This window comes from Streptomyces sp. NPDC037290 (assembly GCF_055603245.1).
Genome location: NZ_JBVJVZ010000006.1, coordinates 1 through 16,874, shown reverse-complemented (window position 1 = coordinate 16,874; position 16,874 = coordinate 1). Strand labels below are relative to the sequence as shown.

14 protein-coding genes are annotated in these 16,874 nt (G+C 71.0%); 8 read left to right on the top strand and 6 right to left on the bottom strand.

All coding sequences use genetic code 11. From position 1 onward, the window contains the following. The first annotated feature begins 42 nt into the window (after positions 1 to 42). A complete protein-coding gene (locus ACZ7HQ_RS21870; protein ID WP_470992345.1) occupies positions 43 to 1,431 on the top strand; it encodes a cation:dicarboxylate symporter family transporter in 1,389 nt (462 codons plus the stop codon). Positions 1,432 to 1,545: 114 nt separating this feature from the next. Here ACZ7HQ_RS21870 and ACZ7HQ_RS21865 read toward each other — a convergent pair whose 3' ends face one another. Further along, entirely contained in the window at positions 1,546 to 2,169 is a 624-nt protein-coding gene (locus tag ACZ7HQ_RS21865; protein WP_470992342.1) for a TetR/AcrR family transcriptional regulator, read from the bottom strand. Positions 2,170 to 2,300: 131 nt separating this feature from the next. On the opposite strand from ACZ7HQ_RS21865, the gene ACZ7HQ_RS21860 reads away from it, so the two are divergent. After that, the gene (locus ACZ7HQ_RS21860) at positions 2,301 to 3,974 is read left to right on the top strand and encodes an MFS transporter (protein WP_470992339.1); all 1,674 of its coding nucleotides are present in this window, start codon (positions 2,301 to 2,303) and stop codon (positions 3,972 to 3,974) included. Between the two features lie 108 nt (positions 3,975 to 4,082). After that, positions 4,083 to 4,847 carry a DUF2127 domain-containing protein gene (locus ACZ7HQ_RS21855; RefSeq protein WP_470992336.1) on the top strand — a complete coding sequence of 255 codons (765 nt, stop codon included), beginning with the start codon at positions 4,083 to 4,085 and terminating at the stop codon, positions 4,845 to 4,847. On the opposite strand, the gene ACZ7HQ_RS21850 is transcribed toward ACZ7HQ_RS21855, so the two are convergent. After that, entirely contained in the window at positions 4,837 to 5,757 is a 921-nt protein-coding gene (locus tag ACZ7HQ_RS21850; protein WP_470992334.1) for an NAD-dependent epimerase/dehydratase family protein, read from the bottom strand. The genes ACZ7HQ_RS21855 and ACZ7HQ_RS21850 overlap by 11 nt on opposite strands. A gap of 45 nt (positions 5,758 to 5,802) precedes the next feature. Here ACZ7HQ_RS21850 and ACZ7HQ_RS21845 point away from each other — a divergent pair, with 45 nt between their 5' ends. The 5 genes from ACZ7HQ_RS21845 to ACZ7HQ_RS21825 all read left to right on the top strand — a co-directional run bounded on the left by ACZ7HQ_RS21845 (position 5,803) and on the right by ACZ7HQ_RS21825 (position 10,626). After that, positions 5,803 to 6,324, top strand: a complete 522-nt coding sequence (locus tag ACZ7HQ_RS21845; protein ID WP_470992331.1) for an Lrp/AsnC family transcriptional regulator — start codon at positions 5,803 to 5,805, stop codon at positions 6,322 to 6,324. A 29-nt stretch (positions 6,325 to 6,353) separates the two neighbouring features. After that, a complete protein-coding gene (locus ACZ7HQ_RS21840) occupies positions 6,354 to 6,782 on the top strand; it encodes a MerR family transcriptional regulator (protein WP_470992328.1) in 429 nt (142 codons plus the stop codon). Further along, a complete protein-coding gene (gene trxA / locus ACZ7HQ_RS21835; RefSeq protein WP_470992325.1) occupies positions 6,779 to 7,111 on the top strand; it encodes a thioredoxin in 333 nt (110 codons plus the stop codon). Before ACZ7HQ_RS21840 ends, trxA begins: the two co-directional genes overlap by 4 nt. 156 nt (positions 7,112 to 7,267) lie before the next feature. After that, positions 7,268 to 9,502 (top strand): HelD family protein, encoded by a 2,235-nt coding sequence (locus tag ACZ7HQ_RS21830; protein WP_470993542.1) that lies wholly within the window; start codon positions 7,268 to 7,270, stop codon positions 9,500 to 9,502. 95 nt (positions 9,503 to 9,597) lie between these two features. Next, complete coding sequence (locus tag ACZ7HQ_RS21825) at positions 9,598 to 10,626, top strand: DUF6215 domain-containing protein (protein WP_470992323.1); 1,029 nt, start codon at positions 9,598 to 9,600, stop codon at positions 10,624 to 10,626. A gap of 121 nt (positions 10,627 to 10,747) precedes the next feature. On the opposite strand, the gene glgB is transcribed toward ACZ7HQ_RS21825, so the two are convergent. The 4 genes from glgB to ACZ7HQ_RS21805 all read right to left on the bottom strand — a co-directional run. Further along, complete coding sequence (gene glgB / locus ACZ7HQ_RS21820; RefSeq protein ID WP_470992320.1) at positions 10,748 to 12,970, bottom strand: 1,4-alpha-glucan branching enzyme; 2,223 nt, start codon at positions 12,968 to 12,970, stop codon at positions 10,748 to 10,750. A gap of 18 nt (positions 12,971 to 12,988) precedes the next feature. Beyond that, positions 12,989 to 14,359 carry a maltokinase N-terminal cap-like domain-containing protein gene (locus ACZ7HQ_RS21815; protein WP_470992317.1) on the bottom strand — a complete coding sequence of 457 codons (1,371 nt, stop codon included), beginning with the start codon at positions 14,357 to 14,359 and terminating at the stop codon, positions 12,989 to 12,991. An 89-nt stretch (positions 14,360 to 14,448) separates the two neighbouring features. Next, on the bottom strand, positions 14,449 to 16,149 hold the full coding sequence (treS, locus tag ACZ7HQ_RS21810) for a maltose alpha-D-glucosyltransferase (RefSeq protein ID WP_470992314.1): 1,701 nt from the start codon (positions 16,147 to 16,149) through the stop codon (positions 14,449 to 14,451). Continuing rightward, positions 16,146 to 16,874 (bottom strand): alpha-amylase family protein (locus ACZ7HQ_RS21805; protein WP_470992311.1); only part of this gene is annotated, 729 nt, incomplete at its 5' end. The genes ACZ7HQ_RS21805 and treS, both read right to left, overlap by 4 nt.

Sequence of the window (16,874 nt, the reverse complement as noted above, 5' to 3'; positions counted from 1 at the left end):
CACGCCGGTTGTTCGCCGACGAAGACGTCAAGGAGGGCAGTCGTGGCCGCCAGTACCCCCGCTCCGGCACCTGCCGCACCCCGCGTGAAGCGGGACCGGACCCATTACCTGTACATCGCCGTCATCGCGGCGGTCGCGCTCGGCATCGCCGTGGGACTCATCTGGCCCGATGCCGCGGTCCAGCTGAAACCGCTCGGAACCGGTTTCGTGAGCCTGATCAAGATGATGATCTCGCCGATCATCTTCTGCACGATCGTGCTCGGTATCGGGTCCGTACGGAAGGCCGCCAAGGTCGGTACCGTCGGCGGTATCGCCCTCGGCTACTTCCTGGTCATGTCACTGGTCGCCCTGGCCATCGGGCTCGTCGTCGGCAATGTGCTGCACCCCGGCGACGGGCTGCACCTGACGAACGCGATCAAGCAGGCCGGTCACGCCCAGGTGGACAGCAAGGCCCTGCCGCCCGTCGACTTCGTGCTGTCGATCATCCCGACCACGTTCGTCTCCGCCTTCACCGGTGAGCAGGTCCTGCAGACGCTGCTGGTCGCCCTGCTCGCCGGGTTCGCGCTGCAGGGCATGGGCTCGGCCGGGCAGCCGGTGCTGCGCGGCATCGAGCACATCCAGCGGCTGGTCTTCCGCATCCTGTCGATGGTCATGTGGGCCGCGCCGGTCGGTGCGTTCGGGGCGATCGCGGCGGTGGTGGGTTCGGCCGGCGTCGACGCGCTGAAGAGCCTCGCCGTGCTGATGCTCGGTTTCTACGTCACCTGCGTGCTGTTCGTCTTCGTGGTGCTCGGCACGATCCTGCGGATCGTCGCGGGGCTGAACGTCTTCTCGCTGTTCAAGTACCTGGCGCGGGAGTTCCTGCTGATCCTGTCCACCTCGTCCTCCGAGTCGGCGCTGCCGCGGCTGATCGCGAAGATGGAGCACCTGGGCGTCAGCAGGCCGGTCGTCGGCATCACCGTGCCGACCGGGTACTCCTTCAATCTCGACGGCACGATGATCTACATGACCATGGCGTCGCTGTACATCGCGGACGCGCTCGGTACGCCGATGTCGGTGGGCGAGCAGATTCCGCTGCTGCTGTTCTTGCTGCTGGCGTCCAAGGGCGCGGCGGGCGTGAGCGGGGCCGGGCTCGCCACCCTGGCCGGCGGTCTGCAGTCGCACAAGCCGGCGCTGGTCGACGGGGTCGGGCTGATCGTCGGTATCGACCGGTTCATGAGCGAGGCGCGTGCCCTGACGAACTTCGCGGGGAACGCGGTGGCCACGGTGCTCGTGGGGACCTGGACGAAGGAGATCGACAAGGCTCGGGTGCGGCGGGTGCTCGCGGGTGAGCTGCCGTTCGACGAGACCACGTTGCTCGATGACAAGCAGGGGACGGTCACGGGTGTTCCCGAGCCCCGGGAGGACGGGGAGAAGGAACTGGCCAAGGCCTGACCCGCACCCACCCGAAGGAACTCCGGACGTCCGGCCCCGCCTGAACCCGGGCCGGGCGTTCGGGACCCGCCGCCGGGCGGCCGAGTCTCCCCCGTACCTCGGCCGCCCGGCGCCTTACGTCCCCTCACTCACCTCGGCCACCAGCGCGGTGGCCGCGGAGGCGGGCACGCCCGCCGCGGTCAGGACCGTGACCGCGGCCGAGCGGCCCGCCTCCGCCGCTGTGAGCAGGCCGTCGTTGACCGCCTCCATCACCGCGAACACGGTCTGCTCGTGCACGTACGCCAGCGCGGGCGCCGGCAGCGGAGAGCTGAACACCCCCTCGTCCAGGCCCTGTTGGAGCAGCCTGACCTTGCCCGCGCGCAGCGGGGCGAGGCGTTCGCGGATGCCCTGGACGGTGACCGTGCGCTGGGCGAGCGCGAGCAGCAGCCGGTAGCGGTCGGCCGTCTCCCAGATCGCGAGGACGGACCGGGCCACCGCCTCCGCCGGGTCGTCCGCCCCCTCGCGCTCCGCCCCGCCCGCGTCCGTCAGCGCCTGCACCGCCTCGTCGACCAGGGTGCTGATCAGCGCCTCACGGCTGGGGAAGTGGCCGTACACCGTCCGTCGTACGACCCCGGCCGCGCGCGCGATCTGGTCCATGGAGGCGTCGGGGTCGCGCAGCAGCTCGGCGAGGGCGACGTCGAGGATGCGGCGCCGGTTGACGTCGGCGCGGCTGGGGTTACCCGTGGTCATGGCAGTCATTCTGCACTCCCTCCCGCGAGTTGCACAGCACTGTGCAACGGCGTAGATTGCACATGGCTGTGCAATTGCACGCCCCTGTGCAAGTCCTGGACTGTACGTCCCGTCGCGATCCGAGGAAGGCGATCCCTGCCATGCGACTCGTCATGACCGAACCGGTCGAGAAGATGGAGCGCCCGTACGCCCGGCGCTGGTGGGCACTGCTCGTGCTCTGCCTGAGCCTGCTGATCATCGTGATGGCGAACACCGCCCTCACGGTCGCCGCGCCCGACATGACGAAGGACCTCGGGCTGACCAGCGCGGACCTGCAGTGGGTGATCGACGGCTACACCGTCCCCTACGCGGCGCTGATGCTGCTGCTCGGCGCCATCGGCGACAAGTACAGCCGACGCGGGGCACTCGTCCTCGGGCTGGCCGTCTTCGGCGGCGGCGCGGTCTTCGGGTACCTCGCCGACAGCGCGGCGACCGTCATCGCGGCCCGCGCCGTCATGGGCGTCGGCGCGGCGCTGATCATGCCCGCCACGCTCTCGCTGCTGGCCGCGACCTTCCCGCGCGCCGAACGCGCCAAGGCGATCGTCCTGTGGACCGCGACCGCCGGGCTCGCCATCGCCGCCGGACCGGTCGTCGCGGGCGCCCTGCTGCGCGACCACGGCTGGTCCTCGACCTTCCTGATCAACGTGCCCGTCGCGGCCGTCGCGATCGTCGGCGCCCTCGTCCTCGTACCGCCGTCCAAGGCGGGTCACCACGACCGCATCGACTACGTCGGCGGACTGCTGTCGGTGATCTGGACCGGCTCGCTCGTCTACATGATCATCGAGGGCCCGCACTTCGGCTGGGGAACCAAGGCGGTGACGGCGGCCGTGGTCGCGGGCGCCGGTCTGGTCGCCTTCGTCGTCTGGGAGCTGCGCCACCCCCGCCCGATCCTGGACGTCCGCCGCTTCGCGCACCGCCGCTTCGCCGGCTCCAACCTCGCCGTCGCCCTGTTCTTCCTCGCCGTCTTCGGCGCCTTCTACTACCTCACCCAGCACCTGCAGTTCGTCCTCGGCTACGACGCCCTCCAGACCGGCGTACGGATGCTCCCGCTGGCCGGCGCGGTCTTCGTCGGCTCGGCCCTGACCGGCTGGCTCACCCCGCGCATCGGCATGAAGATCACCGTGACCGCGGGCATGGTCGGCGGCACGACGGCTCTGGCGCTGCTCACCCGGATCGACGCGGCGTCGACGTACACCGACTTCCTGGCCCCCCTGATCATCCTCGGTCTCGCCATCGGCCTGGCCCTCTCGCCCTGCACCGACGCCATCATGGGCGCCTTCCCGGAGTCCGAGCTGGGCGTCGGCGGCGCGGTCAACGACACCTCGCTGGAACTGGGCGGCTCGCTCGGCATCGCCATCCTCGGCTCGCTGCTCGCGACGTCGTACGGCAACCACCTGAGCGACGCCACCGCCGGCAGCAGGCTCCCGGCGAACGCCCTGGACACCGCGCAGGACTCGGTCGGCGCCGGGTACGCCGTCGCACAGGGCATCGGCGACAAGGCGCACCAGGCGGCCGCGCAGGCGGCGAGGGCCACCGACCCGCAGCAGGCCGCCCAGCTCAGGCAGCAGGCCGCCGAACTCGCCTCCGGCGCCCGGCAGATGGCCGACGCGGTCGGCTCCGCCTTCTCCTCCGCCGTCGCGCACACCAGCCTGGTCGGCGCGGTGGTCCTCGGCATCGGCACGGTCCTCGTGGCCTTCCTGCTGCCGCGTCGTGAGGCCGCCGCTCCGGAGGTGAAGACCGAGCAGAAGGAACCGGCGGACAGCGCGGTCGGCTGACACCTTGCCGCTCCCATCCACTAACGTGCCGTTCCTGATCAACCGGAACGGCACGTTCGTGCGTGGCGTCAGTACCTGTGAGCAAGTACGTATGGAGGCGCGGGGGATATGAAGATCGACTGGGACCGGCGGACCTGTGCGCGGAAGGGGCACGTCACCTACGCGCCCGACGATCCGCGGCTGCGGATCCGGCTGCACGCCGAGACGGCGCTCGGTGACGTGTGGCGGTGCCTGCGCTGCGGTGACTTCGCGCTGGGCGAGCCGCACGGCTCGGGGCCGGCCGCCGACGCCCCGCTGGTGCCGCGCGGCAAGGTGCTGCGGGACCTGTTCATCCTGCGCTTCCTGGCGATCGAGCGGGCCGTGCGCGGCGTGTTCATCGTGCTGGTCGCGGTCGCGGTGTGGAAGTTCAGCAACAGCCAGGACGCGGTGCGCCGGCTGTTCAACGAGTACCTGGACGTCTTCCGCCCGGTCTTCCGGCACTTCCACTACGACCTGGACCATTCACCGGTCGTCGGCTCCATCCAGAAGGTCTTCGGCTACAAGCACAACACGCTCCTGCTGGTGGCGGCGCTCCTCCTCGCCTACGCGCTGATCGAGCTGGTGGAGGCGGTCGGCCTCTGGTACGCCAAGCGCTGGGCCGAGTACCTGACGGTGGTGGCGACGGCCGCCTTCCTCCCGCTGGAGATCTACGAGCTCACCGAGAAGGTCAGCTACCTGAAGATCGCCACCCTCGTCCTCAACATCCTCGCGGTCCTCTACATCGCCCTGGCCAAGCGTCTGTTCGGCCTCCGCGGCGGCCGCCGGGCCTTCGAGGAGGAGCGGCACAGCGCCTCCCTGATGGAGGTGGAGGAGTCGGCGGGCGTCACCGTCTGAGCCCCTCACCCAGCGTCTCGGCCACCGCTCGCGGCAGCCACTCGTGGGCGTCGCCGAACGTGAAACCGAGGTTGTGAGCGCGGGAGTTGTCCATGGCGTAGTGGCGGCGGAAGGCGAAGGGGGAGACGGCCTCAGCGGACTCGGCGACCCGGAACCCGGGGTGCTCGCGGCCGAGCCGTGCCGCCACCGCCGCGCAGAGGTCACCGGCCGTCAGCTCGCCGTGCGAGGCGGCGTTGACCGGGCCCGTGAAGTCCTCGGCCGCCGCCCAGAACAGGAAGCCGGCGATCTCCTCGACGTGGATGTAGGTCGCGGGGTGGGCCACGGGCGGCACGGTGAGAGGAGTGGCGGTGCGGACGCGGTCGGCGTAGTGGGCGAGGCGGCCGGTGAAGTCGTCGGCGCCGCCCAGCACATGGGCGACCCGGACGGAGACGTACGGGAGGTCCCGGCCCGCCGCGAACACCGCCTCCGCCTGCCGCTTGCCCTCGCCGTAGTGCCGTTCCCGGAACTCCGGGTCGGACCAGGGGAGTTCGAGGTCCACGGTGACCGTGGCCGGGTCAACCGCCTTCTCCGGCAGCGGGGTCGCGGAGTCCTGGTGCTCGTACACCTCCACCGTCGAGGTCATCAGATAGCGCCCGGTGCGGCCCGCGAAGACCCGGCGGGCGGCCGCCGCCTGGCGCGGCGTGTAACAGACCTGGTCGATGACGACGTCGTAGGTCCGGTCGGCCAGGGCCTCGGCGAGCGCCCGCTCGTCGTTCCGGTCGGCCACCAGGTGGACGGCTCCGGGCGGCGCGGGTGAGGATGCGCGGTTGAGGACCGTGACCCTGTCGCCGGCCGCCAGTGAGCGGGCGATCAGCCGCTTGCCGAAGTAGCGGTTGCCGCCGATGACCAGTACCTCTCGCGCCTTTGTCATGATCATAATTTTCCTGGCCGGACAGGGCCCTTTGAAGGGGGAGACATGGGAGATCGGGCCGCCGCACCGAAAGAACAGCGGCAGTCGCGTGCCGTCGCCGTCGATTCGCCGGTGGCCTTCGACGGGGTGGACCGGGAGATCCTGCGGCTGCTGCAGACCGACGGGCGGATCAAGCTGAGCGAGCTGGGCCGGCGGGTCAGTCTGAGCCCGGCGGCCGTGGCCGAGCGGGTGCGCCGGCTGGAGGCGGCCGGGGTGGTGGAGGGCTACGGCGCCCAGGTGGTGCCCGGCCGCCTCGGCTACGGCATCCAGGCCTTCATCCGGGTGAACCCGCACGGCGGCTACACCCTCCGGCACCCGAGGACCCTGGAACTGCTCGACCGCCCGGAGGTCACCGAGGTGCACCACGTGATCGGCGAGGACTGCTGGATCCTCAAGGTCGCCGTCACCGGCACCGTGCACCTGGAGGAGATCCTGGCGCAGACCTCGGCGCTGGGGCGCACGACGACCTCGGTCGTACTGTCCTCGCCGGTGCGCGGCAAGCCTCTCCTGCCGCCGGCCTTGCCTTGACGCCGACGTCAAGGCCTACGGTCGTGGACATGCGAATCGGCGAGCTGGCCGCACGGGCCGGGACCACGACCCGCACCCTGCGCTACTACGAGGCACGCGGGCTGCTGCCGGCCCGGCGCGACGGCAACGGACACCGCGCGTACGACGAGGACGACCTGAGGCTGCTGGAGCAGATCCGCACGCTGCAGGACTTCGGGTTCGAGCTGGAGGAGACGCGGCCCTTCGTCGAGTGCCTGCGCGCCGGGCACCCGGAGGGCGACTCCTGCCCGGCCTCGCTCGTGGTCTACCGGCGCAAGCTGGACGAGCTGGACGCGCTCATCGGTCAGCTGTCGGCGGTGCGGGAGACGGTCGCCGGGCAGCTGCGGCGGGCCGAGCTGGCCCGGGACGCGCTGGCCGCCGAAGCGCTGGTTCCGGGGGGTCCGGAGCCCGGGTGCGAGCTGGGAGGGCTTTCGAGATGAGCTTGGTGAGCGGACTGGCCGAGGTGACGGACGCGGATTTCGACGCGGAGGTGCGGGGCTCCGGCCTGCCGGTGCTGGTGCAGTTCACGGCCGACTGGTGCGGGCCGTGCCGGCAGCTGGCGCCGGTGCTGAAGGACATCGCCTTCGAGGAGGGCGACCGGTTGAAGATCGTGCAGCTCGATGTCGACCGGAACCCGGAGACGACGGTCGCCTACGGGGTGCTGTCCACGCCGACCCTGATGGTGTTCCGCGACGGTGAGCCGGTGCGGTCGATGGTGGGGGCGCGGCCCAAGCGGCGGCTGCTGGAGGAGCTGGCCGACGTGCTGTAACCCCTGCCCGACAAAGAGAAATCCCCCGAGCAATTGCGCTCGGGGGATTTTCTTGCGTATATTCACTGGTTCGCGACTTCGCGTGAATTCGGTCGCAAAGCAGCTCAGTGAGCACAGTATATCGGCGCGGGAGTGGAATTGTCAAACAGTGATGAAATTCGTGGCGAGCAGAAATTCATCGACGGACTGTACGCGCGCGTGGACGTGCTGCGCGGCGAGGCCGAGACATCGGTCGCGGACGCGCTCGCCCAGGGCGACAAGCCCATGCAGGCCCGGCTGGAGCGGGACATCCTGGTCGCCGAGCGTTCGGGGCTGCTCGCCGCCCTGAACGCCGTCGACGGCTCGCTCTGCTTCGGCCGGATCGACCTGGCCGACGGCGCGGCCCACCACATCGGCCGGATCGGGCTGCGCGAGGACGACGCCGAGCGCACCCCGGTCCTCATCGACTGGCGGGCCGACGTCGCCCGCCCCTTCTACCTGGCCACCGGTCACACCCCGATGGGCCTGCGCCGCCGCCGGCACATCACCACCGAGGGCCGGACCGTGACCTCGCTGCACGACGAGATCCTCGACCTCGGCGACGCCACCCGCACCGGCTACGAGGACCCGAGCGGCGACGCCGTGCTGCTGGCCGCGCTGAACTCGGCGCGCACCGGCCGCATGAGCGACATCGTGCAGACCATCCAGGCCGAGCAGGACCAGATCATCCGGGCGCCGTACCGCGGGGTGCTGGTGGTCGAGGGCGGCCCCGGCACTGGCAAGACGGCCGTGGCCCTGCACCGGGCCGCGTACCTGCTGTACGAGTACCGGGAGCTGCTGGCCCGCCGTGCCGTGCTCATCGTCGGACCCAACCCCGCCTTCCTCGGCTACATCGGCGAGGTGCTGCCCTCGCTCGGTGAGACCGGCGTGCTGCTGGCCACGGTCGGCGAACTGTTCCCCGGGGTGACGGCGACCGCCGGCGACACCCCCGAGGCGGCGGCCGTGAAGGGCCGGGCCGACATGGCGGACGTGCTCGCCGCCGTCGTACGCGACCGGCAGGCCCTGCCCGACCCGGTCCTCGCGATCGAACACGACCGCGAGGTCCTGATGCTCGACGACGGTCTGGTCTCCGTCGCCCGCGAGCGCACCCGCGCCGCCGGACTGCCCCACAACGCGGCCCGCGAGCACTTCGAGGGACACATCCTCAACACCCTCACCGAGCTGTACGCCGAACGCGTGGGCACCGACCCGTACGACGGCGGCAGCCTGCTCGACGCCTCGGACATCACCCAGATCCGCGACGAGATCGCCGAGAACCCCGAGGTGTGGTCCGCCGTCGACCGGCTGTGGCCGCGGATCACCCCGCAGCGGCTGGTCGCCGACTTCCTCGCGGAGCCGGAGGGATATCTGAGCGAGCAGGACGCGGCCGCCGTACGCCGCCCCGTGACCCGCGCCTGGACCGTCGCCGACGTGCCCCTGCTGGACGAGGCCGCCGAACTCCTCGGCGAGGACGACCGGTGGGCGCGCGCCCGGGCCGAGCGCGAGCGCGAGACCCAGGTGGCCTACGCGCAGGGCGTCCTGGACGTCTCGTACGCCTCCCGGACCTACGAGTTCGAGGACAAGGAGGACGGTGACCCGGACGCGTCCGAGGTGCTGTCGGCGCACGACATCATCGACGCCGAGCGGTTCGCCGAGCGGCACGAGGAGACCGACCACCGCAGCGCGGCCGAGCGGGCGGCGGCCGACCGGACCTGGGCGTTCGGGCACATCATCGTGGACGAGGCGCAGGAGCTGTCGCCGATGGCCTGGCGGCTGCTGATGCGGCGCAGCCCGACCCGCTCGATGACCCTGGTCGGCGACCCCGCGCAGACGGCGGAGGCGGCCGGTGCCGGCTCCTGGGCGGGCATCCTCGCGCCCTACGTCGAGGACCGCTGGGAGCACACCCGGCTCGGCGTCAACTACCGCACCCCGGCCGAGATCATGGAGCTGGCCGCGGCCGTGGTCCGCGCGGAGAACCCGGACTTCGAACCCCCGAGTTCCGTCCGCTCCACGGGCGTACGGCCCTGGGTCCGCCGGGCCGACGGCGACCTGCCCGGCGCCGTCGCCAAGGCCGTCGCCGAGCTCACCCCGGTCGAGGGCCGCCTGGCGGTCATCGCCCCGCGCGACCTGCACCGTTCGCTGGCCGCCCGGCTGGACGGCGTCACGGCGGGCGCCGAGCCCGATCTGACCCGTACGGTCGTGCTGCTCGACCCCCGCCAGGCCAAGGGCCTCGAATTCGACTCGGTCCTGGTGGTGGAACCGGCCCGCTACGGCACGAGCGACCTGTACGTGGCCCTGACCCGGGCGACCCAGCGGCTGGGGGTCCTGCACACCGGCGACCTGCCCACGGCCCTGGCCGGCAGCGCGGAGTGACACCGCGAGGAGGGTTCGTGGGGGCGGGGGATCAGGTGGCCGGAACTGTGGCTTCCACCACGGCGCATGCCGCCTTGTCCTGGTGAGATCACCGGATGCTCGGCTTCCTCCTCCGTCTCCTGCCCTTCTGGGTCCGCGAGCCGCTGTTCATCGCGCTCGGGTCCGTTCTCGGCGTACGCATCATGTATCTGGCCGTCCGCGATCACGAACCGGTCGCGGCCGGCCTCGGCGTGGTGTTCCTCGTGTTCACCGCGGTACGCGTCCACGCGGTGACCCGCGCGCTGCGCGCACGCCGAAACCCCCGTCCGGCGGCCTCCGCGGACCCGGTGACGGCCGATGCCGCCGCCCAGGCCCAGGCCCCACCCCTGGCCCAGCCGCAGGCCCAGGCCCCGACCGGGCCGCGTCCCGGCCCGGACACCGCGGAGAAGGAGCCCAGCGCATGGGGCCAGGCCGTCGCCGCCGTGGCCGTGTTCGGGGCGATCGGGGCCGCGCTGTGGCTGGGCCCGCGCGTGCTGCCGTCCCACGACAGCACGCCGCGGCCCGCCTCCTGTGGTGAGGAGCACGAGAAGCTGCCGAAGGCCTACGAGAGGACGCCCCGGCCCGCGACCGGTGACGAGTTGTGCAAGGCGCTCAACCGGACCGACCTGGCCCGGCTTCTCGGCACGCCCGCCGAGACCGCGACCACGGCGTCCGGCACCTCCGGAACCGCTCCGCTGACGGACGGAAAGGTCGCCCAGCCGGAGGCCGAGGTCGCGTTCGACACCTACACGGTGCATGTCTCGGCCACGTACGACCACCTGTCGACCGCGCAGTACGTGAAGCTGATGAAGACGGGGGACGAGCAGGACGTCAGGACGCTCACGGTGCTCGGCCGGCCCGCGGTCCTCTCCTCGGACCACACCATGAAGATCGAGATCAATCTCGGCACCGGCGGGTCCTCCGGCGGGCCGGTCGAACAAGGCCCCCTGGCCAGAACCCTGTCCGTGGCCCTCGACCGGAGGGACCGGGGCGGCTACTACGACATCAGCGTCTGGAGCACGTCGGCATCCCTCCCGGACGACAGCGTGCTCCTCGCCATCGCCGAGAAGGTGCTGCCGGCGATCCCCGAACGAGCGGCTCGCTGAGGGCCGCCACAACGGCCCTAGGGCCTGTCCGGCGGATCAGGCCGGCTCCAGGCAACCGACGACAACGCCGCAGATGGGCGTGCCATGCCCCGCGCCTTTGGCATGATCCGCCGGACAGGCCCTAGGCCGGCCGTAGCCACACCGTGGCCAGCGGGGGCAGGGTCAGGCGGATGCTCGCGGGGCGGCCGTGGCACCCCTGGGCCTCGGGCTTGACCGGATCCGGGTGGGTGACGTCGCTGCCGCCGTACCGCGCGGCGTCGGTGTTGAGGGACTCGTGCCAGGCCGGTACGTCGTCCGGGACGCCGAGCCGGTAGTCGTGCCGGACGACCGGGGAGAAGTTCGACACCGCCAGCAGGGGAGAACCGTCCGCGTCCAGGCGCAGGAAGGCGAAGACGTTGTCGTCCGCCGCGTCCCCGGCGATCCACTGGAAGCCCGCCGGGTCGGTGTCCCGCTGCCACAGGGCCGGGGTCGCCCGGTACAGCGCGTTCAGGTCCCGGACCAGGTCCCGTACGCCCCGGTGGTCGGCCTCGGCGCCGTAGGACGGGTCGAGCAGCCACCAGTCCGGGCCGTGCGCCTCGGACCACTCGGCACCCTGGGCGAACTCCTGCCCCATGAAGAGGAGCTGTTTGCCGGGGTGGGCCCACATGAAGCCCAGGTAGGCGCGGTCGCTCGCGCGCTGCTGCCACCAGTCGCCCGGCATCTTCGACACCAGGGACCGCTTGCCGTGCACGACCTCGTCGTGGGAGATGGGCAGGACGTAGTTCTCGCTGTACGCGTACACCATCGAGAAGGTCATCTCGTGGTGGTGGTAGCTGCGGTGGACCGGCTCGTGGGCCATGTACTGCAGCGAGTCGTGCATCCAGCCCATGTTCCACTTCAGCCCGAAACCGAGCCCGCCGAAACCGCTCGGGCCCTTGTGGTGGGTGGGGCGGGTGACGCCGTCCCAGGCCGTCGACTCCTCGGCGATGGTCACCACGCCGGGGCAGCGCCGGTAGACCGTGGCGTTCATCTCCTGCAGGAAGGCCACCGCGTCCAGGTTCTCCCGGCCGCCGTGCTCGTTCGGGGTCCACTGGCCCGGCTCGCGGGAGTAGTCGAGGTAGAGCATCGAGGCGACCGCGTCCACCCGCAGGCCGTCGATGTGGAACTCCTCGCACCAGTACACGGCGTTGGCGACGAGGAAGTTGCGCACCTCGCGGCGGCCGAAGTCGAACTCCAGGGTGCCCCAGTCGGGGTGCGCGGCCCGCAGCGGGTCATGGTGCTCGTACAGCGGACGCCCGTCGAACTCGGCCAGCGCCCAGTCGTCGCGCGGGAAGTGCGCCGGCACCCAGTCCATCAGCACGCCGATGCCGGCCTGGTGCAGCCGGTCCACCAGGTACCTGAAGTCGTCCGGAGTGCCGAGCCGGGCGGTGGGCGCGTAGAAGCCGGTGACCTGGTAGCCCCAGGACCCGCCGAACGGATGCTCGGCGACCGGCATCAGCTCGACGTGCGTGAAGCCCATCTCCTTTACGTACGCGGGGAGTTGCTCGGCGAGCCCGCGGTAGGTCAGCCCCGGGCGCCACGAGGGCAGGTGCACCTCGTACACCGAGAACGGGGCCTCGTGCACGGGAGTGTCCGCCCGGTGTGCCATCCACTCCTCGTCCGCCCACGCGTGGCGCGAGACGTGCACGATCGACGCGGTGGCGGGCGGCGCCTCGGTGCGGCGGGCCAGCGGATCGGCGCGCAGGGTGCGCGAGCCGTCCGGACGGGTGATCTCGAACTTGTACACCTCGCCCTCGCCGATCCCCGGCACGAACAGCTCCCACACCCCGGAGGAGCCCAGCGAGCGCATCGGGAACCCCGTCGCGTCCCAGAAGTTGAAGCCGCCCGCGATCCGTACCCCCCGCGCGTTCGGCGCCCACACCGCGAACCGGGTGCCGGTGACGCCCTGATGGGTGGTGACATGCGCGCCGAGCGCCCGCCACAGCTGCTCGTGCCGGCCCTCGCCGAGCAGGTGCAGGTCCAGCTCGCCGAGGGTCGGCAGGAAGCGGTAGGGGTCCTGGGTGTCCAGGACGTTCCCCTCGTACGCCACCAGCAGCCGGTAGTCGGGTACGTCCCCGAGCGGCAGCGACGCCGAGAAGAACCCGTCGCCGTCGTCGTGCAGTTCGGCCCGCAGATCGCCGGCGACGACCGTGACGGACAGCGCGTACGGCCTGAAGACCCGGAAGGCGACGCCTCCCTTCACCGGATGCGCGCCCAGCACGGAGTGCGGGTCGTGGTGGGTACCGTGCAGCAGCCGCTCGCGGTCAGCGGGGGAGACGGCGAGATTCGGGGTGTTCTTCGAGGTGGCCGACTTCTTGGTCGTCACGGACGAGCCTCCTGGTCTTCACGCGGCGAGGCGACGGATCGCCGAGAGCGGTACGGGCAGCCAGTCGGGGCGGTGCCGGGCCTCGTAGACCACCTCGTACACCGCCTTGTCGGTCTCGTAGGCCCGCAGCAGCACCGGGTCGGTGCGCGGGTCGCGGCCGGCCACCTCCGCGTACCCGGAGCAGTAGGCGGCCCGGCAGACGCGCGCCCACTCCGGGGCGGGCGGGCTCACCGAGTGGGCGGCGTAGTCGAAGGAGCGGAGCATCCCCGCGATGTCCCGTACCGGCGGCTGCGGCATGCGCCGCTCGGCCGGCGGCCGGGCCGGCTCGCCCTCGAAGTCGATCAGCGACCACTCTCCTGAGGCCGAGCGCAGACACTGGCCGAGGTGCAGATCACCGTGGATCCGCTGGGCGGTCCAGGTGCGGCCCTCGTCGGCGAGGCCGGCCAGCGCCCGGTAGGCCGAGCGCAGCCCGGTCTCGTACGGCCGCAGTCCGGGCACCGCCTGGACGGCCGCCTCCAGCCGCTCGGTCATCCCGTCGGCCAGCGACCGCAGCTGGGCGTGGCCCAGCGTGACCGTCGGCAGGGCGCGGGCCAGCGCGGTGTGCACCTCGGCGGTGGCCCGGCCCAGCGCCCGCGCCTCGGCGGCGAAGTCCTCGCCCTTGGCCAGCTCGCGCAGCGCCAGCTCCCAGCCGTCGCTCGCCCCGCTCACGAACGGCTGGAGCACCGCCAGGACGTAGGACTCGGTGTCGATCTCCGCGTGCAGCCAGGCGGTCGGCGCGGGCACCCGGGGGCAGTCCTCCCGGGCCAGTGCCAGGGGTATCTCCAGGTCCGGGTTGACGCCGGGCACCACCCGGCGCAGCAGCTTCAGGATGAACGTATCGCCGTAGACCACCGACGAGTTCGACTGCTCGGCGGTCATGAGCCGGGGCACGAGACCCTCGCGGATCTCCTGGCGCGGGTCCCGCTCGAACCGCAGCCCGCCGATGCGGGCCCGGGTGCGCAGGGCCTCCAGGAGCACGTTCGCGGGCCGGGGGTCGTACAGGGCCTCGTACACCGTGCGCCCGGCGAGCGGCCCCTCTTCCACGTGTCCGATCAGCGCGGGCGCCAGCCGGGGTGGCAGCGCCTCGCGCACGCCTATGAGGAGCTGGTAGCAGTCGCCCGGGTGTGGCTCGCTGCCCAGCGCGGACGGCTGGTGGACGCGCAGGAGCAGGTGGTAGAGGCCCAGCCGGCCGTCGGGCGGCAGCAGTTCGGTGGCGGTCACGGGGGTGAACCCCGTGACCGGGCGTCCCTTGCCGGCGAACCAGCGCTGCCTCGGCAGCCACGTCCGCAACAAGGGATCCAGTGAGGCGAGGAGAGGGGTGGTACCGGAAGAGGTGACCGTTTCCGCCATGGGCGTCACGTCCTTTCCCCGGAGCGTGAGGGGGTGTCACTGTTGCGTGCCCCGGGTGGGACGGAGAAAACCGTCCCACCACCAGGGTTCTACGCCGCGTCCCGGCGCAGCCGGAACCAGTAGAAGCCGTGTCCCGCGAGGGTGAGCAGGTACGGCAGCTCGCCGATCGCCGGGAAGCGGACCCCGCCGAACAGCTCGACCGGGTTCCGCCCGCCGAACCGGCTCAGGTCGAGTTCGGTGGGCTGTGCGAAGCGGGAGAAGTTGTGGACGCACAGCACGAGGTCGTCCTCGTACTCGCGCAGGAAGGCGAGGACGGCCGGGTTGGAGGACTGCAGTTCGTTGTAGGACCCCAGTCCGAAGGCAGGATTCTGCTTGCGGATCTCGATCATGCGGCGGGTCCAGTGCAGCAACGACGACGGCGAGGACATCGACGCCTCGACGTTGGTGACCTGGTAGCCGTAGACCGGGTCCATGATCGTGGGCAGGAACAGGCGCCCCGGATCACAGGACGAGAAGCCGGCGTTGCGGTCGGGGGTCCACTGCATGGGGGTGCGCACGGCGTCGCGGTCGCCGAGCCAGATGTTGTCGCCCATGCCGATCTCGTCGCCGTAGTAGAGGATCGGCGAGCCGGGCAGGGACAGCAGCAGCGCGGTGAACAGCTCGATCTGGTTGCGGTCGTTGTCCAGCAGGGGCGCGAGGCGGCGGCGGATGCCGATGTTGGCGCGCATCCGTGGGTCCTTCGCGTACTCGGCCCACATGTAGTCGCGCTCTTCGTCGGTGACCATCTCGAGGGTCAGCTCGTCGTGGTTGCGCAGGAAGATGCCCCACTGGCAGTGGGAGGGAATGGCCGGGGTCTTGGCCAGGATTTCCGAGACCGGGTAGCGGGATTCCCGCCGTACGGCCATGAAGATGCGCGGCATGACCGGGAAGTGGAACGCCATGTGGCACTCGTCGCCGCCGCTGCGGAAGTCGCCGAAGTAGTCGACGACGTCCTCGGGCCACTGGTTGGCCTCGGCGAGGAGCACCTTGTCGGGGTACTGGGCGTCGATCTCCTTGCGCACCCGCCTGAGGAACTCGTGGGTCGCCGGGAGGTTCTCGCAGTTGGTGCCCTCCTGCTGGTACAGGTACGGCACCGCGTCGAGCCGGAACCCGTCGATGCCGAGATCCAGCCAGAACTTCAGCGCGGAGATCATCTCCTCCTGCACGGCCGGGTTCTCGTAGTTCAGGTCCGGCTGGTGCGAGAAGAAGCGGTGCCAGTAGTACTGCTTGCGTAGGGGGTCGTACGTCCAGTTGGAGGCCTCGGTGTCGACGAAGATGATCCGGGCGTCCTGGAACTGCTTGTCGTCGTCGGCCCATACGTAGTAGTCGCCGTACGGACCGTCCGGATCCCGCCTGGACTCCTGGAACCACGGGTGCTGGTCGCTGGTGTGGTTCATGACGAAGTCGATGATCACGCGCATGCCGCGCTGGTGGGCGGCGTCGACGAACTCCACGAAGTCGGCGAGGTCACCGAACTCCGGGAGGACGGCGGTGTAGTCGGAGACGTCGTAACCGCCGTCCCTGAGCGGCGACTTGAAGAACGGCGGCAGCCACAGACAGTCCACGCCGAGCCACTGCAGATAGTCGAGCTTGGCGGTCAGGCCCTTCAGGTCGCCGACGCCGTCGCCGTTGCTGTCCTGGAAGGAGCGGACCAGGACCTCGTAGAAGACGGCGCGCTTGAACCACTCCGGATCCCGGTCCCCCGCGGGAGTGTCCTCGAAAGTGTCCGGGACGGGCTCATTGACGATCATATTGTGGGTGACCCTCCGATCTGCGGGTTGGACGGTCGCAGGACGGTGAAGACATGCGCGGGCCTATGACCCGGTTCGAGGCGCACATAGTTGGCCCTGCCCCAGTAGTAGGTCTCGCCGGTGAGCTCGTCGCGCACCGGCACGGACTCGTGCCAGTCCAGGCCGAGTTGCGGCATGTCCAACGAGACCGTGGCCTCCTGGGTGTGGTGGGGGTCGAGGTTGGCGACCACGAGAACCGTGTTCGATCCGCTGCGCTTCGAGTAGGCGATCACCGCGTCCTGGTCGGCGTGGTGGAAGTGCAGATCGCGCAGTTGGCGCAGGGCCGGGCTGCGGCGCCGGAGCTCGTTGAGCCGGGTGATGAGGGGGGTGATGGTGCGGCCCTCGCGTTCGGCGGTCTCCCAGTCGCGGGCTCGCAGCTGGTACTTCTCCGAGTCGAGGTACTCCTCGCTGCCCTCCCTGAGCGGGGTGTTCTCGCACAGTTCGTAGCCGCTGTAGATGCCCCAGGTGGGGGAGAGGGTCGCGGCGAGGACGGCGCGTACCTCGAAGGCGGGCCGGCCGCCGTGCTGGAGGTAGGCGTGCAGGATGTCGGGGGTGTTGACGAAGAGGTTGGGCCGCATGTAGGCCGCCGCCTCACCCGACAACTCGCCCAGGTACTCGGTCAGTTCCTCCTTGGTGTTGCGCCAGGTGAAGTACGTGTACGACTGCTGGAAACCGATCTGGGCCAG

Excerpts from the sequence above, each read along its gene's own strand:
- ACZ7HQ_RS21855 (WP_470992336.1), top strand. The coding sequence starts at position 4,083 with ATGAAGATCGACTGGGACCGGCGGACCTGTGCGCGGAAGGGGCACGTC.
- ACZ7HQ_RS21850 (WP_470992334.1), bottom strand. The coding sequence starts at position 5,757 with ATGACAAAGGCGCGAGAGGTACTGGTCATCGGCGGCAACCGCTACTTC.
- ACZ7HQ_RS21815 (WP_470992317.1), bottom strand. The coding sequence starts at position 14,359 with ATGGCGGAAACGGTCACCTCTTCCGGTACCACCCCTCTCCTCGCCTCA.
- ACZ7HQ_RS21840 (WP_470992328.1), top strand. The coding sequence starts at position 6,354 with ATGCGAATCGGCGAGCTGGCCGCACGGGCCGGGACCACGACCCGCACC.
- trxA (WP_470992325.1), top strand. The coding sequence starts at position 6,779 with ATGAGCTTGGTGAGCGGACTGGCCGAGGTGACGGACGCGGATTTCGAC.
- ACZ7HQ_RS21845 (WP_470992331.1), top strand. The coding sequence starts at position 5,803 with ATGGGAGATCGGGCCGCCGCACCGAAAGAACAGCGGCAGTCGCGTGCC.
- ACZ7HQ_RS21825 (WP_470992323.1), top strand. The coding sequence starts at position 9,598 with ATGCTCGGCTTCCTCCTCCGTCTCCTGCCCTTCTGGGTCCGCGAGCCG.
- ACZ7HQ_RS21860 (WP_470992339.1), top strand. The coding sequence starts at position 2,301 with ATGCGACTCGTCATGACCGAACCGGTCGAGAAGATGGAGCGCCCGTAC.
- treS (WP_470992314.1), bottom strand. The coding sequence starts at position 16,149 with ATGATCGTCAATGAGCCCGTCCCGGACACTTTCGAGGACACTCCCGCG.
- ACZ7HQ_RS21865 (WP_470992342.1), bottom strand. The coding sequence starts at position 2,169 with ATGACTGCCATGACCACGGGTAACCCCAGCCGCGCCGACGTCAACCGG.